The organism is Ruminococcus sp. RTP21484sp1_RTP21277st1_D2_RTP21277_210401 (genome assembly GCF_040924225.1).
GTDB lineage: Bacteria > Bacillota > Clostridia > Lachnospirales > Lachnospiraceae > Blautia_A > Blautia_A faecis.
On sequence record NZ_JBCOMJ010000002.1, the window covers coordinates 70,795 to 92,180 of the forward strand.

The window sequence follows — 21,386 nt, forward strand, 5'->3', positions numbered from 1 at the left end:
TCTGTTGTACACATATCTCTTTCCTGTAACGCTGGAATTGCGTGAAAACTTACTGCAGATATCACTGCTTGTTCAGTTTCCCGGCTCAGAAGCTACCTTCAGTGAATGCGGATCTCAAAATGTCTTCCACCACAGTTATCCCTGGACATTTCTCTCTGGGAGGGCATTTACTTACTCCTCTTCTTCAACGCTTTTCGCTGCAGCGGTCTGATCTCCTTGTAAATATCCGGAAAAAGCCGCCACTTTTATGGATATAACTATAATTGCATTCTTCCGGCTTGTCAAGCTAATTTAAAAATTTCACAATTACAATAATTTTTATTCCACACTCTTTAAGGATTCCACCATATCAATGGTTTTCAGCTTAAAATGCATCACCCCATTCACCACAATGGAAAATATGCTTGTCAGAATTCCACTGTATAAAAAGCTCAACGGCTTAATATTACGTCCAAACATAACTGCATCCACCTCAACCGTAGTAATCACATACCTGTGAATGAGAATTCCAAACACTGCTCCAAACATAATTCCAAGCACTGTCAGGATCACGTTTTCCCGAAGCACATACTGGGAGACCTCTCCGTCATAGAAGCCAAGCACCTTCAAAGTTGCCAGCTCCCTCTGTCTTTCTGTAATATTGATATTATTCAGATTATACAATACCACAAAAGCCAGCATTCCTGCGGAAACGATCAGCACCAGGATCACCGCATCCAGAGTGCTCAGCATACGGTCAACCTGTGATGCCAGACTACTGGTATAACTGATGCTGAGAGCACCAGGATTAGCAAGGATCCGGCTTCCTGCCATTTCCAGATCATCCTTGCAGTCTTCCTGCATAGTAAACACAATGTTCTCATACTCCGGCTTTTCCCCGAACGTCTGCTCATAAACCCTGGGCGTCATATAAAGGTAATGGCTCATATAATTCTCTGTGATCACAGCCACCCTCACCTTATATTCCTTATCTCCCTTTTTTAGGGGAATCATATCTCCCACCTTTAATCCCAGCAGGGATGCTGTTTTCTCGGAAATAGCAGCACCTTCGTCGGTAAGCTCATATGTTTCCCCGGTAATACGGTTCTTTAAGGTTACATCCCTTGCAAACTCACTCAGGCTCTCTGGCACAAACAGATAAATACTGACGCTGGAGCTGCCTTTCGGAGCACTGATCTTCGTCATCTGTACCCGATTGCAATGGGCGATTTGCTCATTTTCCTTCATATATTCAAACAGCTCTGCATGTTCTTCCTCTGTAGCATCGCTGTCCTCAATCACCATTCCGTCATAATGCTGAAGCTCCCGGTACTGAATAGCGGCAATATCACTGATGGAATCCTGAATCCCAAAGCCAACCAGCATCAGTCCCATGCTTCCTGCAATTCCAAAGACCGTCATGATCAGGCGCTTCTTGTAACGGAAAAGATTTCGAATTGTGGACTTCCAGGAAAAGCTTAAATGCTTCCATATAAATGTGAGCCGCTCCAGCAATACCCGCTTGCCCTCTTTCGGAGCCGGTGGGCGCATAAGAGAGGCCGGTGTCTCCTGCAGCTCCTTTCCACTTGCGAAAAGAGTGGCTCCAACTGTACATACAACAGAGGCTGCGGAAGCGATCAGTGCGAAGCCAGGCTGATAATCAATGGAAATGGTATTTGCCACGTTATGATACATAATTCCATAAGCAGTTATAATAATGTATGGAATGATTTTCTCTCCGATCAGCATTCCCAGCACACTGCCAAGAAGAGTTGCAAAAAATGCATAACAGATGTATTTTGCTGCAATAGCAGACTTCTTATATCCCAATGCCTTCAAGGTACCGATCTGGGTTCGCTGCTCCTCCACCATACGAGTCATAGTGGTAAGACTGATCAATGCCGCTACCAGGAAAAAGATGACCGGGAAAACCTGACCGATGTTTCGAAGACGATCTGCATTATCACCGTAATCCGTATATTCCGGAAGAGCCTCCCTATCTGTGACCATCCACTCCGGCATTTCCAGATCTTCCAGCTCCTTTTTCGCATCATCCAGCTTCTGCTGATTCTCGGCAATCTCATCCTCAGCATCTTTTTTGGCGTCTTCGTACTCTTTCTTTCCGTCTGCAAGGTCTTTCTCGCCTTTTTTCAAGTCTTTAGCCGCATCCTGAAGCTTTTTCACATTGTCTGTAATCTCTTTTTCACCGTCTGCAAGCTTCTTCTCATTGTCTGCGATTTCTTTCTCACCATCGGCAAGTTTTGCCTCATTTTCTGCAATCTCTTGCTCACCGGAAGTAAGCTTTGCCTCATTTTCCGCAATTTGCCGGGCACCGGAATTATACTGTTCCAGGCCGGAAGCATACTGCGCTTCGTTGTCATTCAGCTTTGCCACATTGGCATCCAGTTCCGCCTGTCCTGCTGCCAGGGTCTCTGCATTGGAATCAATTTCTTTCTGGGCTTTATTCAGTTTTTTCTTTGCTGCCTTTAACTGCTTCTGACCTTTTTCCAGTTCCTGTTCCCCTGCCTCTATCTCAGCTTTCGAAGCAGCAAGAGTATTCTCCTGTTCCTGAATCTGAATCCATCCGGCGTCAATCTCTGCCTGACCTGCTGTTATCTGTTCCCGTCCAGCATTCAGCTCGCTTTCTTTCTGAGAAAGCTGGGAAAGTCCATTCTCGACTGCTGCAAGCCCGCTTTCCAACTCACTTCTGGTCGCTGCAAGCTGCTGCCGCTGACTCTCAATCTGCGCTTCACTTGCCTGAATCTGCTGGCTTACCGCCGCCTCCTGTTCTTCCAGTGCAGACACCTGAGCTGCCAGAATATCTATTTCCTCCTGGGAAGCATCCGGATTTTCCAGTGCTGCGTTGTAACTTGCGCGTACTATCTCAAGCTGACTCTGCAGCTCCGTCAGCTGAGCTTTTGCACTTTCCAAAGCACTTATTCCATCCTGAAGCTGTGCTTCTCCTGCTGATACCTGGGAAAGTCCATCTGTAATCTGCTGCTTCTGGGCATTTAACTGGGTTCTGGTACTTTCGATCTGCTGCTGTCCGGCAATGATCTCCGCTTTTGACTGATCCAGTTCACTTTGCTTTGTTGTCAAAGTCTGCTTTGCGGCTTCTAACTGCTGCTCGCCTGCCTCAATCTGGGCTTTTCCATCTGCAAGTTTCGCTTTATTTTCATCTAAAGTCTTCTGATTTTCCTCTAATTCTGCCAGACCACTGGTTACCTGCTTCTGCGCGGAATCAAGCTGAGCCTGTCCGTCAGCAAGCTGGGCTTTTGCTGCATTTACCTGACTCCATCCATCATCCAGCTGGCTTCTGGCAGTGTCAAGCTGGCTTTTGCTGGAGGAAAGCTGACTCCTGGCAGATTCCAGCTGACTTTTTCCATCAGCAAGCTGCGCTTTTGCATCTTCTAACTGGTTTTTCCCATCAGTAAGCTCTGTCTTCGCATCTTCCAGCTGTTTTTTTCCATCGGCAAGCTCTGTTTTTGCGTCTTCTAACTGGGATTTTCCATCTTCATACTCTTTCCTGCCGTCTTCTAAATCCTTTTCACCTTTATCCAGCTCTTCTTTTGCGTCAGCAAGCTTTTCATCTGCCTCTTTTTTCCCATCGTCCAACTTCTTCTGGGCATCATTGATTTCCTCCTGTGCATCCGCCTTCACAGCTGCAAGGCGGATCTGACAGCGATCATCTGCTATGTTTTCAACACGGTCTTTGATCTTGGCGATCAGATTCTCATAACCGTCTGTATAACTTGTAAGACCCTTTGCCCCATGAACGGTCACATAAATCTGCGTATAAATTTCCTGGTCAAAATCTTCTGGGAGCACATATCCAAATCCATTGACTTCACCAGTTCCAAGGGTGGTATTTCCTCTATTAAAGGAAATATAAAGAGGACTTCTTCCAGTTCCCACTACCGTATATTCTGTGGTCACAAGAACGGGGGAATCTCCTTCTTCACGCAAAGCCACCTTATCTCCTACCTTATATTCATTGGAAGAAGCAAATGTGCTATCCAGAAAAATCTCTCCACTTTTTTCCGGAAGGCGTCCCTCCTGCACATCCAGTTTATTCACTGTGTCATTTATGGATTCAATGTGAAGAACCTTCTGCTTCTGGCCTTCCCCGCACATCACATCGGTAGACCAGGCACCTTCTGCGGACTCGATGCCATCTATACTTTCTATGGAAGAAACATCATCAGATGTCAGGCCCATTGTGCCCACAACCTTGATATCCATCAGGCTGCTTTCGTCATAATAGGCATCTCCGGAATAGCGCATATCCGGCGAGGAAGCCTGAATACCGGAAAAGAAGGCCACTCCAAGAGCCACGATCAGAAGAATGGAGATAAACCTGGATTTGCTTTTTCGGATCTCCATCCAGAATTCTTTTCTTAATGCTTTCATCTCTCACCTACCACTCAATTTCTTCTACCGGGGTTGGGTGGGCATTCAAAGTCATCTGTGCCACCTTGCCGTTTTTTATTTTAATCACGCGATCTGCCATAGGCGTCAATGCAGAGTTATGAGTGATAACCACTACTGTCATCCCCTTCTGGCGGCACATATCCTGTAAAAGCTTGAGAATCGCCTTACCAGTCTGGTAATCCAGAGCGCCTGTTGGCTCATCGCAAAGGAGCATCTTCGGATTCTTGGCAAGAGCTCTTGCAATGGAAACTCTCTGCTGTTCACCGCCTGATAACTGGGCAGGAAAATTTCCAAGTCTGTCTTTCAGCCCCACCTCTTCCAAAACAGTTTTCGGATCCATGGGGTTCTTACAGATCTGTCCTGCCAGTTCTACGTTTTCCAAGGCTGTCAGATTGGGAACCAGATTATAAAACTGAAAAACAAATCCAATATCATCCCTGCGGTAGCTGGTGAGCTGGCGGTTATTGTATTTCGCTATATTCCTTCCATCTACCCAGATCTGACCGCTGGTGGCAGTATCCATTCCGCCCAGAATATTCAGAACCGTAGTCTTGCCAGCACCACTGGGCCCTACGATCACGGCAAACTCGCCTTTAGCTATGTTAAAGCTGATCTCATCTACTGCGATTATTTTTACTTCTTTCGTTCCATAAATCTTAGAAACCTTTTCAAGGTGAATATAGTTTTCTGTGGTACCCTGCAATTTATCACACTCCTGTTTTTCAAATATATTTTAATTTTAGTATAGCATTGCAGGTTTTTTTGTTCAATCAGAGAAAGTATGAAATTTCTATAAAGATAACTATACGTTACTGGTCACGGAGTAAACAGTAACAACTATACCAATCGCGTAGGATATGAATTCAAGTGTGCAGTTATAAAAATTATAGTTATTTCAAAAACAGCCTCTGACTTTCCCAGTAAAAAAGTCAGAGGCTGTTTTTCTTTCCTGCTCATCAATTGCAGAATATATAATTACAATCTGCATATCCGTATTTCATAAGGCGTGGAGAATATACATACCAGTATTTATCTGAACTGGAATCAATTACTACCACAGTATCACCGGTATTCAGTTCACCAATCTCATTTGCCGCATCATATCCCATAGCGGATCGAAGAGCCAGATAGCCGGTAGGCACTTTTACATACAAGGTAGCATATGCATTTCCACCCACCAGATAATCTTTGTTTACAAATCCATTGGTATCATATTTCGGGGAATACACATACCAGTACTGGGAATCACTTGTATCCAGAAGCTGTACGGTATCACCGGAATATAATTCCCCGATTTCATTGGAAGCATCATATGCCTTCATATTGCGAAGTGCCAGATAGCCCTTGGCAACACTGACCGTTCTTATTTCACCAAAATAGCTGGAATCTGTATCCAGTCCCTCTTCTCTGTACAGGTACTCCTGGTTCACATATCCATAGCCGTCCAGTTTCGGGGAATACACATACCAGTACTGAGAATTGCTGCTGTCGGAAACCCAGACGGTATCTCCCGAATAGAGCTCACCGATTTCATTAGATGCATCATATTCCGGTGCATTGCGAAGAGCCAGATATCCGGTGGAAACGCTTACGGTCCACATTGTATTATAGGAAGATGTCACAGAATCCAGATAATCATTATTCACATATCCGAAATCGTCATACTTAGGAGAGTATACATACCAGTAACCAGTGGCGCCAGTATAATCCAGTACCTCCACCAGATCACCACTGTAAAGTTCTCCGATCTCATTACCGCTATTATAGGATGTATCTGTCCGCAGAGCCAGATATCCAGTAACAACATTCACACGGTAAGTATTACAGGAAGCCTCTGCCTCCTGCGTAGTTCCGGGAACTGAAAATGCAAGGGCTGCAGCTGCAAGAACAGGTATGCAAATCTTCTTCATTTTCGTCATAGAAAAATCCCCCTTCATATAGTCTTTGCTGTCCACCCCATGACCAGCAACATACAATTTTCTGAAAAAACACTTTTTTCATGTATTTATATATGAAAATTATAACGGATTAACCATGGCTTTTCAACTCCGTTTTTCTTATTATACACCACCTGACTCTGTTTTTTGTAATGCTTCATTTCCATCTTCTGTGCCATAATTGCGCAGCATAAAACTGTCCTCTACAGCTTCTTTCATATTGGTAGCGTCTGCATAATTATTATTCAGGATTAGCTTATCTAAACCATAGCAGGTCTGCCCTTTAATGTAATGATCAAATTCCAGTTTAAAGCTATACCGATCTGTATCGGGGTCACTTGCAATAGACGAAAGACTAGTACATCGCTTCGTAAATAACTATACCAATCACGTAGGATGTGGATTCGAGTGTGCAGGTATAAAAACGTAGGCGTAGCGGGCTACGCCGAGGCTTTTATACCTGTGCAATCGAATTCACAGACAAGTGAGTGGTATAGTTATTTCGAAAACGATGTACTAGTATTTCCCTTAGAGCGTATAAAAAAGCGCTTATCAGAATTATTTTTTCAGACAACCGTAGCTGCCTGTCTTATCTTTTCCATTGAAATATTTCTTTGAAAATTCCTCCGCCGGACAGGGTCTGGAATAATAGTATCCCTGAAGCAATTCCGGCTTATAAGTCTGGACAACGGAAAGGATTTCCTCATTCTCCACACCTTCCACACAAACCTTTATTCTGGTCTGCTTACTCAGATTCATAATATATTCCAGAATCGCCTGATCCATCTCATCATCCTGAATGGAACGGACAAAAGTATGATCGATCTTGATCCACTGTGGTTTCAGCTTGCGAAGCAATGCAATGGATGAGTACTCCGTGCCGAAATCATCCAGTGCCATATTGATCCCCATATTTTTAAAATATTCAAAATCATCCCGAAGGCCGTTGGGATCCGATACCTTACAGCTCTCTGTAAGCTCCAGGATCAACTGCTTCTCCGGTGTGCCGGATTTTTCCACGATCCGTGTCACCATTTCCCTGAAGCCTTCCTGAAGTATCTGGATATAAGAAACATTCACGGAAATCACAAAATCAGGATTCTCCATGCGCCACAAGGCCGCCTGGGCAAGTGCCTCATTCAAAAGCCACTCTCCCACCTGTCTGATGGTTCCGTCTTCCTCCAGGATCGGAATAAATTCCATTGGGGAAACCAGGGTTCCATCCGGCAGATAAAAACGCATCAGAGTCTCAGCACCATAAACCTCCTGAGTCTCTCCGTTCACCAGAGGCTGGTATACCAGTGCAAACCCTCTGCAATTATTGGCAACAGACTCACGGAGAACTTCCTGCAGTCGGAATTTCTCCACTGTTTTTCTGTGCATTTGTCCGGAAAACTGCGCAATGCTACCACGTCCCACTTTCTTCGCCTGCTCAAGGGCGTATTCCACATTTGCATGCAAAGTCTCGAAATCCTCTGCATCCTGTGGAAAAAAGGCCACTCCGCAGGAAATTGTCAACTGGATCTCCAGATTCATCTCCCTGGGGACTTCCTCCGAAAATCTCTGCACTTCCCGGTAAATCCGGTCAAGCGCACTCTCGGATTTCTCCGTGGTAATACAATAGAATTTACCTCCTGGTCCTCGATAAGAAATAACGCCCTCCATACTCTGACATTTCTGTCCCAGACGCTGCAGCACCTCATCTCCTACCAGATACCCAAGAATATCATTGATTCTCTGAAGTCTGTCCACATCAAAAAGAAGAACCGCACCTTCCATTCCATGACTGATAAATGACGGAAGCTGCTTCTTCAGCTCATGAAACGTATATAAACCAGTGGGCTGGTCAAACTTGGCATTCACACCAAGATTCATCATCGTGCCAACAAAAAGGCCAAGGCTTCCATCCGCATTCCGCTCCACAATTCCCTGGCACCTTACCCATACATATTTCCCATATTTATTTAAAGCCCGGTATTCACAATTATGCCGGTTGCTTTTCCCCTCAAAAATACGACCGATATCCTCCAGAAAAATATGCTGGTCTGCAGGATGGATATGCTGTACCCATTCCTTCGCCGTATTCTCTATAAATTCTCCCGGCAGATTGAAGTAATCCACACTTGGCTTAGACCATCTGGAAAAATCGCGTTCCAGGTCTGCTATATAAATGTACATATTATCTGAAGTCTGAGACAGAGCATCAAATATATGGCTGTCAAGATTAGAGATATCTATCACACAAAATCACTGCCTTCCCTTTTCCCCTAATACATCAATATTTTACCATACTTTGCACAATTCTGTCTACCGTTTTTGACAATTCTGCACATAAAATGTTAAAAAAGTATAAACAGAAGAATAAATAATACAAACATTTTTATGATAATCTGTAACCATTCCGTAGATGCCAGAGCCTGTTTGAAAAATCATCCCGCAATCCGCACGTCCCACTTTGCGGCATATTTTGCCCGAATTCGTTTGTTGCAGCCCGTAAAAAAGGTACTATATTTCCATTTCAGGAGATACAGTACCTTTTACAAAAATGAATTTATTTTTTAATTATTTTACTGCCTCGAATGCTGCGTCCAGAGCCGCGATCAGGTCTTCCACTTTCTCAATACCGATGGAAAGACGGATTGTGTTTGGTTTGATTCCCTGGTCAAGAAGCTCTTCCTCTGTGCACTGGCTGTGTGTGGTTGTTGCAGGATGGATCACAAGAGATTTTACATCTGCAACGTTTGCAAGCAGTGAGAAGATTGCAAGGTTATCAATAAACTTCTGAGCGGTCTGTGCATCACCCTTGATCTCAAATGTAAAGATGGAACCGCCACCGTTTGGAAGGTATTTCTTATAAAGATAATGGCTTGGCTCACTCTCCAGTGATGGATGATGAACAGCTTCTACCTGTGGATGTTTAGACAGGTAATCTACGATTTTCAGGGCGTTGCTTACGTGACGCTCCACTCTTAAGGAAAGAGTTTCCAGTCCCTGTAAGAACATAAATGCATGGAATGGAGAAAGGGTAGCTCCTGTATCACGAAGGATGATTGCACGAATGTAAGTTACAAATGCTGCCGGAGCGGTTGCCTCTGCAAAGGAAATTCCATGATAGCTTGGGTTCGGCTCAGAAATCCACGGGAATTTGCCGGATGCCTTCCAGTCAAAGTTACCGCTGTCTACGATTACGCCGCCGATTGCAGTTCCATGGCCGCCGATAAATTTGGTGGCAGAATGAACGACGATATCTGCACCATACTCAATCGGGCGAACCAGGTAAGGAGTTGCAAATGTAGAATCAACTACAAGAGGAATGTTATGTTTGTGCGCAATTTTTGCAACTTCTTCAATATCAATCAGGTTGGAGTTCGGGTTTCCAAGGGTTTCAATAAAGATTGCTTTTGTGTTTTCCTGAATTGCCGCTTCGAAGGAGCCTTCTACATCCGGGTCTACAAATGTTGCGGTGATACCGCTGGTCTGCGGAAGAGTATGTGCCAGAAGGTTGTATGTTCCGCCGTAGATGGTCTTGGAAGCTACAATGTGCTCACCTGTTTTTGCAAGTGCCTGGAATGTATAATTGATAGCTGCTGCACCGGAAGCAACTGCAAGTGCTGCAACTCCACCTTCAAGAGCAGCAATTCTCTGCTCGAAAACATCCTCTGTAGGGTTGGTAAGTCTTCCATAAATATTTCCGGCATCGCGAAGTCCGAAACGGTCAGCTGCATGCTGTGAGTTATGGAACACATAAGATGTGGAAGCGTAGATTGGAACAGCTCTTGCATCTGTTACCGGATCTGCTTTCTCCTGTCCAATGTGTAACTGTTTTGTTTCAAATCCCCAGTTTTTAGAATCTCTGATATCTGCCATTTTTCTTTCCTCCGTATGTTTACTATTTTTCATCATTTTTTGTTAATGTTAGTTTTGTTATTGTTTTTGATGTTTTTCTTTGCTGTTGCTTTGTTTTTGTTGATGAATGCATAGTAACATACTGGGGATTATCTGTCTAATATGTAAAAATAATATCTGGTTATAGGTTCATTCTATAGCCAGGTATTTGGGGAATTTTTCTTTGCATATTTCTTTACACTATTCAGAAACGCCTCATGTATCCTGTCATCCTCATCCAGTTCCGGATGAAATGCCAGTCCATACTGCTTTTTATACTTTACAGCTACAATGTTTCCATCCACCTCAGCCAGTACTTCTGCGCCTTCCCCACATTTTTCAATATAAGGGGCACGAATGAATGTCATGGGAACCTGACCGATTCCTTTCATTTCCCTGATGGTGTGAAAACTGCCAAGCTGTCTGCCGTAGGCATTTCTTTTTACTGTCACAGGCATGGTTCCGAAATACACATGCCCATCATTAGAGAGGTGGTCAGCCAGAAGGATCACCCCTGCACAAGTGGCAAGCACCGGCATTCCAGTCTGGATTTTCTCTTTCAAAGGCTCAAACATTTCCAGCTCCCGAAGGAGTTTTCCCTGTACCGTACTCTCCCCGCCTGGCAAAACCAGTCCGTCAAAGTCTCCATCCAGGTCTTCCTTTTTCCGCAGCTCCATGCACCGGGCACCCAGTTTTTCCAGTTTACTCTTATGTTCTGCAAAAGCTCCCTGCACAGCAAGGATTCCGATTTTCATCTTATTTGCCCCTCTCTGCCATCAGAAGCTGGATTTCCTGCTCATTGATTCCAACCATAGCTTCACCAAGATCCTCGGAAAGCTCTGCAAGCATTTTGGAATCCTGATAGTTGGTGACCGCTTTTACAATAGCTGCTGCACGCTTCTTCGGATCACCGGATTTGAAAATACCAGAGCCCACAAACACACCTTCTGCGCCAAGCTGCATCATAAGGGCCGCATCTGCAGGAGTCGCAACACCGCCTGCTGCAAAGTTTACCACAGGAAGTCTTCCGTTTTTGTGTACATACTCAACCAGCTCATACGGTACACGCAGGTTCTTTGCTTCTTCAAAAAGCTCATCCTCACGCATGGAAACCACTTTCGCGATCTCGCTGTTCATCATGCGCATGTGGCGCACCGCCTGTACCACATCGCCGGTTCCTGGTTCGCCTTTTGTACGGATCATGGAAGCGCCTTCTGCGATTCGCCTTAAAGCTTCTCCTAAATCTTTGGCTCCGCATACAAATGGTACTTTAAACTGACGCTTGTCAATATGGTAAACATCATCTGCCGGGGAAAGTACCTCGCTCTCATCAATATAATCAATCTCAATTGCTTCCAGGATCTGCGCTTCTACAAAATGTCCGATACGGCATTTCGCCATAACCGGAATAGAGACTGCCTCCTGGATTCCTTTGATCATTTTTGGGTCGCTCATCCTGGAAACACCGCCAGCTGCACGAATATCTGCCGGAATCCTCTCCAGCGCCATAACCGCACAGGCACCTGCCTCCTCTGCGATTTTTGCCTGTTCCGGAGTGGTAACGTCCATGATCACTCCACCTTTTAACATCTGTGCAAGCTGTTTATTTAATGCATATCTTTCCTGGCTCATTTTGATTTCCTCCTGTATGTATTGTGCAGAAAAATTGTGTGGCACTGTTTTAACAGATCTCCATTTCTTCAACTGCCTTTTATTTGTCTGAAAGCATACAGGAATACTGTACCGTTATAAATATCCAATTTTTATATATTTTAAAATGACAGTTTGAATATTTTCTCTTAAACTGTCCTGCAGGACTTGTTTTTTTCCAGCAAAACCTTCAGTGCCCGGGCAATTTCTACCTCGTCTTCTGCTATCAGGATACGCATAATTTTCCTCCATTTTTTTCTGAAAAGGAGACGCTTACGCGTCCCCCATTTTCCCGCCCCTCCTAGAGCCTTTTTCAAACACGCTCTAGCCTGATGGCAAGTTGCAGGGGCAAATAATATACTATTATTTTTTCGGTTTCTTTCGCGCCATTATGCCACCGATCCGGCCCGTTTCTTTGGCGGAGAGGCTTTTCCAGCCCCCTTCTAAGACTTTATCCAGAATGCCAAGTTCCTGAGCAATTTCATATTTTGTCTGTTCTTCAGGGGTAAGATTTCCGGATTTGTAAGCTTCTACTTCTTTGTCTTTGTTCATATGTCTATGCTCCTTTTTACAGTGTTTGGATGTATATAGGGAGTATGGACAAAATATAATACATTTATTCAAAGTGGATGCAATTTGACATGGCATATTCCACGCGAACCGTCGCAATATTCTGCCAAGCTGACTGTCAACTACAACTAAGCAGCTCGGCCCCCCGCAGCTAAGTTTTCGCAGGCAGTGGATCTTGTGCAATTCTTCTTATGCTTTCGGAATAATAATCGCTGCAATAATATATGCCCAGATTCCTGCGCCGCCGAAGCAGGTCAGGATTACCCAGGCCAGGCGGACCAGGGTTGGGTCAATATCGAAATACTCGGCAATTCCTCCGCACACACCGCACAGCATACAATTTACGGTTGATTTGTATAAACGCTTATTGCTCATAATTAATTCCTCCGATCTGACATTTCTGTCTTATTTTTTATCCATTACATAACTTTACACCAGAGCGTGTCTGAAAAGAGCTTTCTGCAAGATTTAGCTTTCCCCAGTAAACTCCACATCAATCTCGCCCATTCCGCATTCCAGCACCATATCTTTTCTGGCACCTTCATTGGAAATGTTTTTCTCAATGCCAATTCCACTGTACTCAGAATCCTCCAAATTAATCTCACCCATACCACAGGAAAGATCGTAATTATAGTCCTTCTCTTTTCCAGTTACTACCATGTCAATTTCACCAGCACCGCAGTCCGCATTCAGTTTCTGAATATCAAGCTGATCAATGTCGATGGTTCCGGCGCCAACCTGAAGATCACAATACGCTGCTGTGATATTTCCATAACCGCTAAATTCTCCAGCGCCAACTTCCACCGAAAGCTCCTGTACTTTTAAATCGCACTCCAGATCAATAGTACCCATGTCAACACCCAGGCTTACCGTATCAAAGTCTTTCCCGGAAGGAACAATGACTTTTATCTGTTTCTTCTTTTTTACATTTCCACTGCGGGTATCTGTAATCGTGATTTTCCCGGAAGTTTCCTTAACCACTACATCGTTCTTCGCATCATTTGCCACATTTACCCGAATCTTGTCACCATCGTATTCCTGGATAAGGAGCTCATCATACTTCAAACTGATTTCCAGATCACTGGCAAAATCCATATCCACAGTATTTCCATCTAAAGCATCCCAATCTATGTCAGAAGAATGATATTGGGCGTTTCCCAAATGGATCAGACCAGCCAGCGGATAATCATTATCCTGAAGCAGCTGTCCAGCCTGATCAAACACATTTCCGCCTGTTTCCACTGCTGCTACAGAAATTCCACCGATACAGAAACCAATTCCTGCCACTGCGAAAGCACCTGCTGCAATCAGCATTCCCTTTGTTCCTTTTTTCATGCCTGCTCCTCCTTCTTATTCCGATACACGATTTTCTGGAAAAAGTCTGTCACCTTGCGAAGGATCCATGGGAAAATTGTGGAGCCCAGCCATCCTGTTAAAATGCAGAACAGAATTCCTGATGCAAACAAAAGACAGCCGATTCCCATTACCAGAAGTCCCACAGCTGTATTGGTAACCAAAATTCCAACACCCACACTAATGCAGGCGCAAGCTGCTACGATAAATGCGAACGCCACAACTCCGGATACAAAAATCGCCAAAAACGGAAACAAGATCACCACCAGTAAAATACTGAATACGCCACTAGCTGCTGTAATGATAAATGGGGAAAGAAATACCAGGGCAATTAGGATCAGGATAAACCTGCTGTTGCTTCCCTTCTCTTTCGGGCGATATCCCCTGTGGATACGATCTGTTTTTCCTGCATGTTTCCCATCTCTTTGGCGAATCTCCGGCATATAAGAAGCCTTGTTTTCCCTCAAGTCCTCATATCCATTCTCTGTATACTGTGCATATTCTTCATTGCTTTCGTCAAGGTCTGCCTTTATTATGGCAGCCACTTTTCCGGGGCTTCCAAGCTCTCTGATCACGGAAGCCTCATTCTCAGGACCGGCTTCATCAAAATAACTGTTGTAGTAAGCCAGCGCCTCCTGCTTTTCTGCTTCCGAAATATCAGACAGCAGCCTCTCTAGCTGTTTCATAAACTGCGCTCTGTCCATACCTGTTAATTCTCCTCCCTCATGTGGCCGCTGTCCGCATTTCTGCCAACGTCCTCAAACATACTGCCTATCTTGGTGGAATAATTCTTCCACTCGATCTTGTACAAATTCAGCTGTGCCTGCCCTTTCTCCGTCAGTTTATAATATCTGCGATTTCGTCCGGCATATGCCTGATCGTAAACTTCCAGGCAGTCATCCTTCTGCAGGCGGCGCAGCACTGGATAAAGTGTGGATTCTGAAATATCCAGAACTCCGCGTACATCCTGGGTGATCTTGTATCCGTAAGTACCTTCCGGCTCCTTGGACACAACCGCCAGGACAATAGCGTCCAGAAGTGCAGCTCCTGTGTTAAATACCATCTGATCACTCCAATCATATTATATAATTCATCAATATTATTTAATTAACAATACTATATGATATATAATATAATTTTGTCAATACCATTTTTAAAAACAAATTTATATATTTCTATCATTTACACAAAAAAAGGCGCAGCCAATGCCACGCCAATATTTCAACATATTTTCTTTCACTTCAAATAACTGATAAATTTCTCCGTCACAGGTGAAAGCCTTTTTTATCCTTCACTACAAGCCCAATTTTTTCTTTTTCAACGCCTTCTATTGCTTTACCTGGCAGGCAATTTATAGATACTTGTGAGTAATTTTTTGCCTGTATTGGTCTCAAATACGCGCTCTCTGGCTGTTTCAACAGCATTCTCAGACATTTCACTTTCATCTGCATTTACAAGAAAATCAGCTTCCAGAAGAATGCGGTAATCCATTCCGTCTACGTTTGTATAGGTGTGGTGATGGCTGACCAGATAGTTGATTCTCTCTTTCATTTCATCATCAATTTCCACATCCTTGAGGAAATTTTCTACCAGCTCAGGACTTTCTTTTTCCTGGTTGGAGCCATTTGTATTACCATATTTTACGCGGCATACAGGGCAGGCAATGTCGTGGATCACGGCTGCGATTTCCAGAATTTCCTGCTTTCTTTCGGTTAAATTTTCCATCTCGCCAATCATTCTGGCATATGTATATACCTTCAGGAAATGGGCAATATCATGCTTGTTTCCATCGGAATATGCGATCATTTTTGCGATAACATTATTTATGGTTTGCTGTGTTTCTGTCATGTTTTTTCCTCCTCGTTTGCATTCAAAAAGCGGCAGAAATCATCTGGAAGGGGAGCTTCCAGAGTGATTATTTCATCTGTAAATGGGTGACAAAAAGTCAGCTTCCAGGCATGGAGCGCAGCTCTTTTGAAGCAGTCATTCCTATTATTAATTCTGCCTTCCGTATTCTTTTTTTCTTTGCTGTTACTCATTTTCAAACACACTCTAGGATTATACATCGTATCTCCCAGAAGAGGGTGACCTATCCCTGACATGTGAACCCGGATCTGATGGGTTCGTCCGGTTTCCAGCTGAAGCTCAACAAGAGTCACATTGCCGAAACTTTTTATGTTCTTATAATACGTAACTGCATTCCTGCTTCCTGGCAACAGTCCATCTGGAGAAATTTTCATTTTCATGGGATTTTCCGGATCCGGGGCAAGTGGTATAGCAATTTCTTTCCAGAATACAGAATCATTTGCTTCTGATAAATCTCCTTCTGCAAGCGCCAGATATTTCTTCTGCAGCTTTCCTTCTTCCCTCTGCTTCTGCAATCTGGCTGCCGCCACCTGGTTTCTGGCAAAAAGTAAAATCCCGGAGGTCTCTTTATCCAGACGTCCAATGGACCGAATGCGTGTTGTCTCATTTTTTTCACGAAAATAGGCTGCAAGCAGGTTAGAAATGCTGTCCTGATAATGGCTTCCGGATGGGTGCGTCACCATACCAGCCGGCTTGTTTACTACAAGTAAATCCTGGTCTTCATAAAGGATCTGAAGTTTCTGGGGTTTTAATCCTTCTTCCAGCTCTTGTCTTTCGAAATCCAATAATTGTTTTTTTCCTCGTTCTATGAAACTACTTGTATCTGGACACACCAGTTGCTTTGAATCAATCCCTTTCGCTTCCAGACATACCTGAAGCCGATCACCAGGCACTGCTATTTCCGTTACACGGCACTGTTTTCCATTTTTAAGGATACCTCCCGGCCTGAACTTTGCCTGACTGATCTGCCTCTTTGTAAGCCCTGCCTCAGCCCGCAAAACCTCTCCTACTTTTCCAGACTCTGTGATCCTTATCTCAAGATATCTTTCCATATCTGCATCCTTGATAGCTCCTGCCCATATCTTTGTCAAAATGAAATCTCCGCTGCTCAAAACACGAAGCTTGTTTAGCTTTATCACATAGTTTATCACAAAATGAAAGCTTATGAAATCCCCTATGATCTTAAAACAGTAAATAATAAGCAAGCCGAAATACACATAGGTATTCGGCTTGCAAAATTTGTCATATATTTTTCAGGAAATTCTTTTTGTCCACGTCCCAGAGCGTGTTTGAAAAAGGCTTTCTGCAATCTGCACACTCGAATCCCCATCCTACGCGATTGGTATAGTTATTTACGAAACGATGTACTAGTTTTACCTGCTTATCAGTATTCCATCAGCCTTCCTGCCTCATCAATATAGAACACGTCATCCGGTCCTATATAATAGCTGTCGGAACCATCAAAGTACATTACATTTCCTTCCCCATCATACCAGTAATAAGTATCTCCCGGATCACTTTCCTCTACATAATCTTCATCAGGAATGTAGTCTCCGTATCCTTCACCATCGTCAGCTGTCTGGGCTTCGTAGGCGATAGAATCGGACTCTCGTAAAAAAGCTGCACCTGCATAAATATTTCCATATCCGGAAATCACAGGACTGAGCATCAGATCGCCATCTCCATCCAAAGTAACATCTGCCACATAGATTCCGCTGTCATTGACCAGTTTCAAGGCAGTTGTGCCAAGTGTGGTAAAAGTACCGCTGTCAAAAAAATATCCCCCTGTTTTATCACTATTCAGGCTGTTGTAGATTTCCCAGGTTCCTTCTCCATAAAGCCGGATATTCATGGCATTTAAATCTCCATACTGGTACCAGCTGTCAAAATAAGAGATAAACATTTCCAGGCTCTCTCCTTCGGCACTTGGATCATAATCTTCCCCTTGAGTGAAAGTGGTTTCTGTATTTTCAACGCCCTCAATCTCCGTCAGCTCCAGAGAAGAAATGGCATCCCGGTATTCCGCCTCCATCTCCTCAGCAAAATCCGCTGAAACTCTGTAAGCATAAGCAAAGGTATTGGTATCCGTCTGGAAATACAGCATTTTCCATTTGCAGGTATCTTCATTTGCTCCGGTGGTAAATTCCAGTTCATATGCCGGATAAGTGAATTTCTCTGTATATTCCTGGTTCTGTACTGCTGTGAAATCCTTTATTTCCGATTCACTTACAAAGCCTGCAAACTGTTCCATATATTCCTCCGGGGTACCGGTGAATTCATTGTCATTTAAAGCACTGCAGTTGACGATCACCGTCATACAGTCCTCTGTCATATCGGAATAGAAATACCCTCCTTCCCAACTGGAATTGTTATAAAGAGGGCGCAGTCCTGTATAGCGTTTATTTGACATGAGGACATAGCTTTTCTTTTCCACGCTGTCTTCGTTTTCAGTCTGACCTTCCGAATTCTCTTCTGCCTGATCTTCCTCTGCTCTGGTAAAAACCGCAGCTCCGTCATTTCCCATATGAAGAGTATCCGCGGAGTCCAGATAAAATCCCTCCAGCCACATGCCCATGCGATTGTACATGTCATATCTGCCATTTCCGTCGTTGTATTCATCCACATATTCCAGATATCCCTGAACATCATCGCCTTCTCCGGTGTGATATACAAACAATCCGTCTGCACTTAAGGTAAGAGTTTCATCAGCCTGTGCATCTTCATTTTTCCATACACCGGAAAGTGCTGCATAGTCAGCTCCGTCCTCTACCTGAAGCGTATCCTCGTTTTCTGCCATTACGCTGTAAATACCAGCTGTGGGAACAACTGCTGCACATAAAATAAACGCGATGACCGCTGTAACTATTTTTCTCTTCATACCATTTTCCTCCTGTCGAAATATGTTGTACCTTTACTATACGTTTTCTCTGACAAAAATAGTATTAACTTCCAGTTAGCTTTTCCCTTCCATCATCTCCAAAAGATACTTGCGCTTCACCCGGACATCCCCGGGAATCTGTAATTTGGAATAAATCTGATTGATGTACTGCTTCACAGTTCCCTCGGATAAAAACAGACTCTGGGCGATTTCTTTGTTGCTCATATGCTTCGCCATAAGCTCCGTAATCTCCAGCTCACGATCTGACAGTACTTTAAAGACCGGCGGATACGCCTCCTCTTTTTTTAACTGATCGCACCGCATTTCCCATTCTTTCCCCATTCTGGTGATCCTGAAAAGAAAATTTTCATTGATTCCGAAAAAGCTTCCCTTCAAAAGCTCCTCTATGTATGGATAATTCTCCACAAATGGCATAAGGATTCCATCTGGAAAAGCCTGGGAAAGTGATCCTCTCAAAAGTTCAAGCGCCTGTTCTGTTTTTCCCAGCTTCCAGTTGGCCGCAAGAAGCTGGATCTGCACATGAAGCGCCACCAGATCGTAGTGAAGAGCCTGACACATGGCAAGAATGGATTCGCTTCTTCCGATCACCTTCGAATATTCTCCCTGGGCAAGATAAACCTGATTCTCGATCATTTCCATCATCGGTCTCCCAGGTGCCAGAAAATTCACCGTAGAAAGCATATGCGCTCCAAAGAGAGCCGGAATCCGCTCCGTTTGTCCGGTGACTGCATAGTAATAGGCGCAGGTGCTGTCAAAAATATTGACCCAGGTGGTATTATGCCCCTGCAGCAGTTCTTTTCGACGTTCTTCAAATGTATTTCTCATTTTTATGTCCATGCAGATAGACAGCCTTTGTGCCAGAAAATCGCAGCAAAGTGCAATGCTCTCCTGCCCGTTTCCCTGAATCTGGGTATAAGCCTTTTCCAATGCTATGTGGGCATCAACAAAATTTCCGCGCATAAAGTGAGCCTCTGCGCTCATAATCGTTTCTGCACCCTGTCCGTGTCCGTTTGTGATCTTGTAATAATGAGGCATACACTGGTTCATCTCTTCCAGCTCTTTGTCAAGATCTCCGCTTTTCCTGTGAAACATCATAAGTACAGATGGGGAGCCAAACGTCCAGCCTCCGTCACTTCGGATACTGATGGCAGGTCTTGTCATCTTCTCGCTGGCACTGCGGTGAAACTGACTCATTCTCGAAATATCATTGTACATAAGAAAGCTCTGGATCAGGTCGCATTCGCCCAGAAGATTTCCTCTCTCTTCCTCAGACAGCTTTGGATGTTCTCTGATGGATGCCAGAAGAAGTTCTTTCAGTTCCAGCATTTTGGGAATATTTTTCCAGTTAAACATGCATCTCATAAGAACCAGAATTGCAAGCGGATATTCTTTTAAAACGGAAACCGGACATCTGTTCAAAACTTCCAGAACCTCTTCCGGTTTTAGAGAAGCAAGTAAGATTCCGGCATCTTTTTGCACCACCCGGAGAATAGCTGCAAAATTCTGATTTCGCCGGTATGCTGACAAGGCATGGATATAGGCACCATATTTTTCATACCATGCACCATATCTTTCATAATAGAAAGCCTGTCTGGAATCATCCAGTGTTCTGAACGCACGAAACGCGCACTCTTTCATCATATGGTGAAAGCGGTAAGTCTGCCCGTCATTCAGGCAGGTGACAAAAGCATTCTGCCTGGTGAGCGTTTTCAGGATCTGGTGTACGTCTTCTCTTTTTGTAATAAATTCTGCCATCTCTTCCGTGAATTCATCTGCAAGCCCCATGGCACTTAAAAATTCTTTTCTGTCTTCTGGCAAAGGATTCAGCATGGAAGCGGAAAACATCTGGTAAATATCAGATGTTTTTCCTGGCAATTCTCCTGATTTTGAAAAAGAACACAAATTCAGGTAAACAGCTGCGAACCATCCTTCGCTGGATTTCAGAAGCTGCTCAAGCTGGCTGTCTGTCAGGCTGGTTCCGCAGCGGCGGATATAGGCTAACAGCTCCCCAGAGTTCAGACGCAGATCCTCTATTTCTATTCTGTGAAGTCTTCCTCCAAGTCTTACAATCCAGTCATCACTGATAAAATGATTTCGGCTTGCTACGATCAGATGCACATTTTCCGGAATCCTCCCTGCCATTCTGCACAGGAAAGTGGCCGCCCGGTCATCTTTTAACAGATGAAAGTCATCTATAAAAATATAACAATTTTCACATTTTTCCAGTTGATAGCATAGAATTTCCGTCAAAAATCCAGCGGAGGCTTCATCTTCCGGGCAGTCGTAGTTTTCCAGAAAGTTAAGACCTGCGAAGGAAAATGCATTTTGCACACTTTTCCAGAAGATGGAAAGGTTTTGGGAGTAGATGCTGATCCGGATCAGCAAAGCCTGAGTGTCTTTCGCCAGTCTGGACAGATACCAGTTTACGGCGGTTGTTTTGCCATATCCCATAGGGGCTGTTATGGCTGTCAGCGCGCTGTTGGAAACAGGCTGCAGGGATTTTTGTAAACGTTCTGATATGTAAATAGAATTCAGGCTGATTTTTTCTTTTGGCATTTCATACCCTCACTCTCTTACTTTATAGATCTATTGCTGTTGAATAATTTTTCAGACACGCTCTAATGATCATTCTATATTTAATTATAGTGGAAAAACCAGGAAATTCCAATGGATTCTTTTGCTTTTGCTTATGTTTGACTTGTTCTTTTTCTTCCGCTATACTAAAATGTGTTTAAAAAATGCTTTCTGCAAGATATGCTTCACAGTTTGCGTAAGATTTTTGCAGACATTTTTTTCATATCTAATTCTATTTCAGT

At 43.9% G+C, this 21,386-nt stretch carries 18 protein-coding genes and 1 other annotated feature (1 of these 19 running past the window's edge); of the genes, 1 reads left to right on the forward strand and 17 read right to left on the reverse strand.

Going from position 1 to position 21,386, the window contains the following annotated elements; translation table 11 throughout:
• Positions 1-197, reverse strand: a binding site (T-box leader) (it extends 85 nt beyond the left edge of the window).
• 121 nt (positions 198-318) lie between these two features.
• The 5 genes from AB5706_RS01555 to AB5706_RS01575 form a co-directional block, all read right to left on the reverse strand.
• On the reverse strand, positions 319-4,389 hold the full coding sequence (locus tag AB5706_RS01555) for an FtsX-like permease family protein (protein WP_368365676.1): 4,071 nt from the start codon (positions 4,387-4,389) through the stop codon (positions 319-321).
• Between the two features lie 7 nt (positions 4,390-4,396).
• Positions 4,397-5,113: an ABC transporter ATP-binding protein gene (locus tag AB5706_RS01560; RefSeq protein WP_118583251.1), complete on the reverse strand. Its 717-nt coding sequence runs from the start codon at positions 5,111-5,113 to the stop codon at positions 4,397-4,399.
• Between the two features lie 253 nt (positions 5,114-5,366).
• Positions 5,367-6,329 carry a hypothetical protein gene (locus tag AB5706_RS01565; protein ID WP_368365677.1) on the reverse strand — a complete coding sequence of 321 codons (963 nt, stop codon included), beginning with the start codon at positions 6,327-6,329 and terminating at the stop codon, positions 5,367-5,369.
• 141 nt (positions 6,330-6,470) lie between these two features.
• On the reverse strand, positions 6,471-6,692 hold the full coding sequence (locus tag AB5706_RS01570) for a CotH kinase family protein (protein WP_308768394.1): 222 nt from the start codon (positions 6,690-6,692) through the stop codon (positions 6,471-6,473).
• Between the two features lie 213 nt (positions 6,693-6,905).
• Complete coding sequence (locus AB5706_RS01575; protein WP_173770638.1) at positions 6,906-8,588, reverse strand: bifunctional diguanylate cyclase/phosphodiesterase; 1,683 nt, start codon at positions 8,586-8,588, stop codon at positions 6,906-6,908.
• A 176-nt stretch (positions 8,589-8,764) separates the two neighbouring features.
• Here AB5706_RS01575 and AB5706_RS01580 point away from each other — a divergent pair, with 176 nt between their 5' ends.
• A complete protein-coding gene (locus tag AB5706_RS01580; RefSeq protein WP_368357340.1) occupies positions 8,765-8,896 on the forward strand; it encodes a DUF6783 domain-containing protein in 132 nt (43 codons plus the stop codon).
• A 13-nt stretch (positions 8,897-8,909) separates the two neighbouring features.
• Here AB5706_RS01580 and AB5706_RS01585 read toward each other — a convergent pair whose 3' ends face one another.
• The 12 genes from AB5706_RS01585 to AB5706_RS01645 form a co-directional block, all read right to left on the reverse strand.
• Positions 8,910-10,214 carry an O-acetylhomoserine aminocarboxypropyltransferase/cysteine synthase family protein gene (locus AB5706_RS01585; protein WP_173770639.1) on the reverse strand — a complete coding sequence of 435 codons (1,305 nt, stop codon included), beginning with the start codon at positions 10,212-10,214 and terminating at the stop codon, positions 8,910-8,912.
• 173 nt (positions 10,215-10,387) lie between these two features.
• Positions 10,388-10,987, reverse strand: coding sequence for a pyridoxal 5'-phosphate synthase glutaminase subunit PdxT (pdxT, locus tag AB5706_RS01590; protein ID WP_173735229.1), 600 nt, complete (start codon positions 10,985-10,987; stop codon positions 10,388-10,390).
• Position 10,988: 1 nt separating this feature from the next.
• On the reverse strand, positions 10,989-11,864 hold the full coding sequence (gene pdxS, locus AB5706_RS01595; protein ID WP_173716383.1) for a pyridoxal 5'-phosphate synthase lyase subunit PdxS: 876 nt from the start codon (positions 11,862-11,864) through the stop codon (positions 10,989-10,991).
• Positions 11,865-12,245: 381 nt separating this feature from the next.
• Positions 12,246-12,434, reverse strand: a complete 189-nt coding sequence (locus AB5706_RS01600) for a small, acid-soluble spore protein, alpha/beta type (RefSeq protein ID WP_118583262.1) — start codon at positions 12,432-12,434, stop codon at positions 12,246-12,248.
• A gap of 207 nt (positions 12,435-12,641) precedes the next feature.
• Positions 12,642-12,827: a PspC domain-containing protein gene (locus AB5706_RS01605; RefSeq protein ID WP_021924744.1), complete on the reverse strand. Its 186-nt coding sequence runs from the start codon at positions 12,825-12,827 to the stop codon at positions 12,642-12,644.
• A 93-nt stretch (positions 12,828-12,920) separates the two neighbouring features.
• Positions 12,921-13,787: a DUF4097 family beta strand repeat-containing protein gene (locus AB5706_RS01610; RefSeq protein WP_148461247.1), complete on the reverse strand. Its 867-nt coding sequence runs from the start codon at positions 13,785-13,787 to the stop codon at positions 12,921-12,923.
• On the reverse strand, positions 13,784-14,509 hold the full coding sequence (locus AB5706_RS01615; RefSeq protein ID WP_148461246.1) for a DUF1700 domain-containing protein: 726 nt from the start codon (positions 14,507-14,509) through the stop codon (positions 13,784-13,786). Before AB5706_RS01615 ends, AB5706_RS01610 begins: the two co-directional genes overlap by 4 nt.
• A gap of 5 nt (positions 14,510-14,514) precedes the next feature.
• Positions 14,515-14,868: a PadR family transcriptional regulator gene (locus AB5706_RS01620; RefSeq protein ID WP_148461245.1), complete on the reverse strand. Its 354-nt coding sequence runs from the start codon at positions 14,866-14,868 to the stop codon at positions 14,515-14,517.
• Between the two features lie 272 nt (positions 14,869-15,140).
• Positions 15,141-15,653, reverse strand: coding sequence for an HD domain-containing protein (locus AB5706_RS01625; protein WP_148461244.1), 513 nt, complete (start codon positions 15,651-15,653; stop codon positions 15,141-15,143).
• A complete protein-coding gene (locus AB5706_RS01630) occupies positions 15,650-16,762 on the reverse strand; it encodes an RluA family pseudouridine synthase (RefSeq protein WP_368365678.1) in 1,113 nt (370 codons plus the stop codon). The genes AB5706_RS01625 and AB5706_RS01630 overlap by 4 nt, the downstream gene beginning before the upstream one ends.
• Positions 16,763-17,055: 293 nt before the next feature.
• Positions 17,056-18,549, reverse strand: coding sequence for a hypothetical protein (locus AB5706_RS01640; protein WP_148461243.1), 1,494 nt, complete (start codon positions 18,547-18,549; stop codon positions 17,056-17,058).
• Between the two features lie 75 nt (positions 18,550-18,624).
• The gene (locus AB5706_RS01645) at positions 18,625-21,126 is read right to left on the reverse strand and encodes a winged helix-turn-helix domain-containing protein (RefSeq protein WP_368365679.1); all 2,502 of its coding nucleotides are present in this window, start codon (positions 21,124-21,126) and stop codon (positions 18,625-18,627) included.
• Positions 21,127-21,386: the final 260 nt, after the last annotated feature.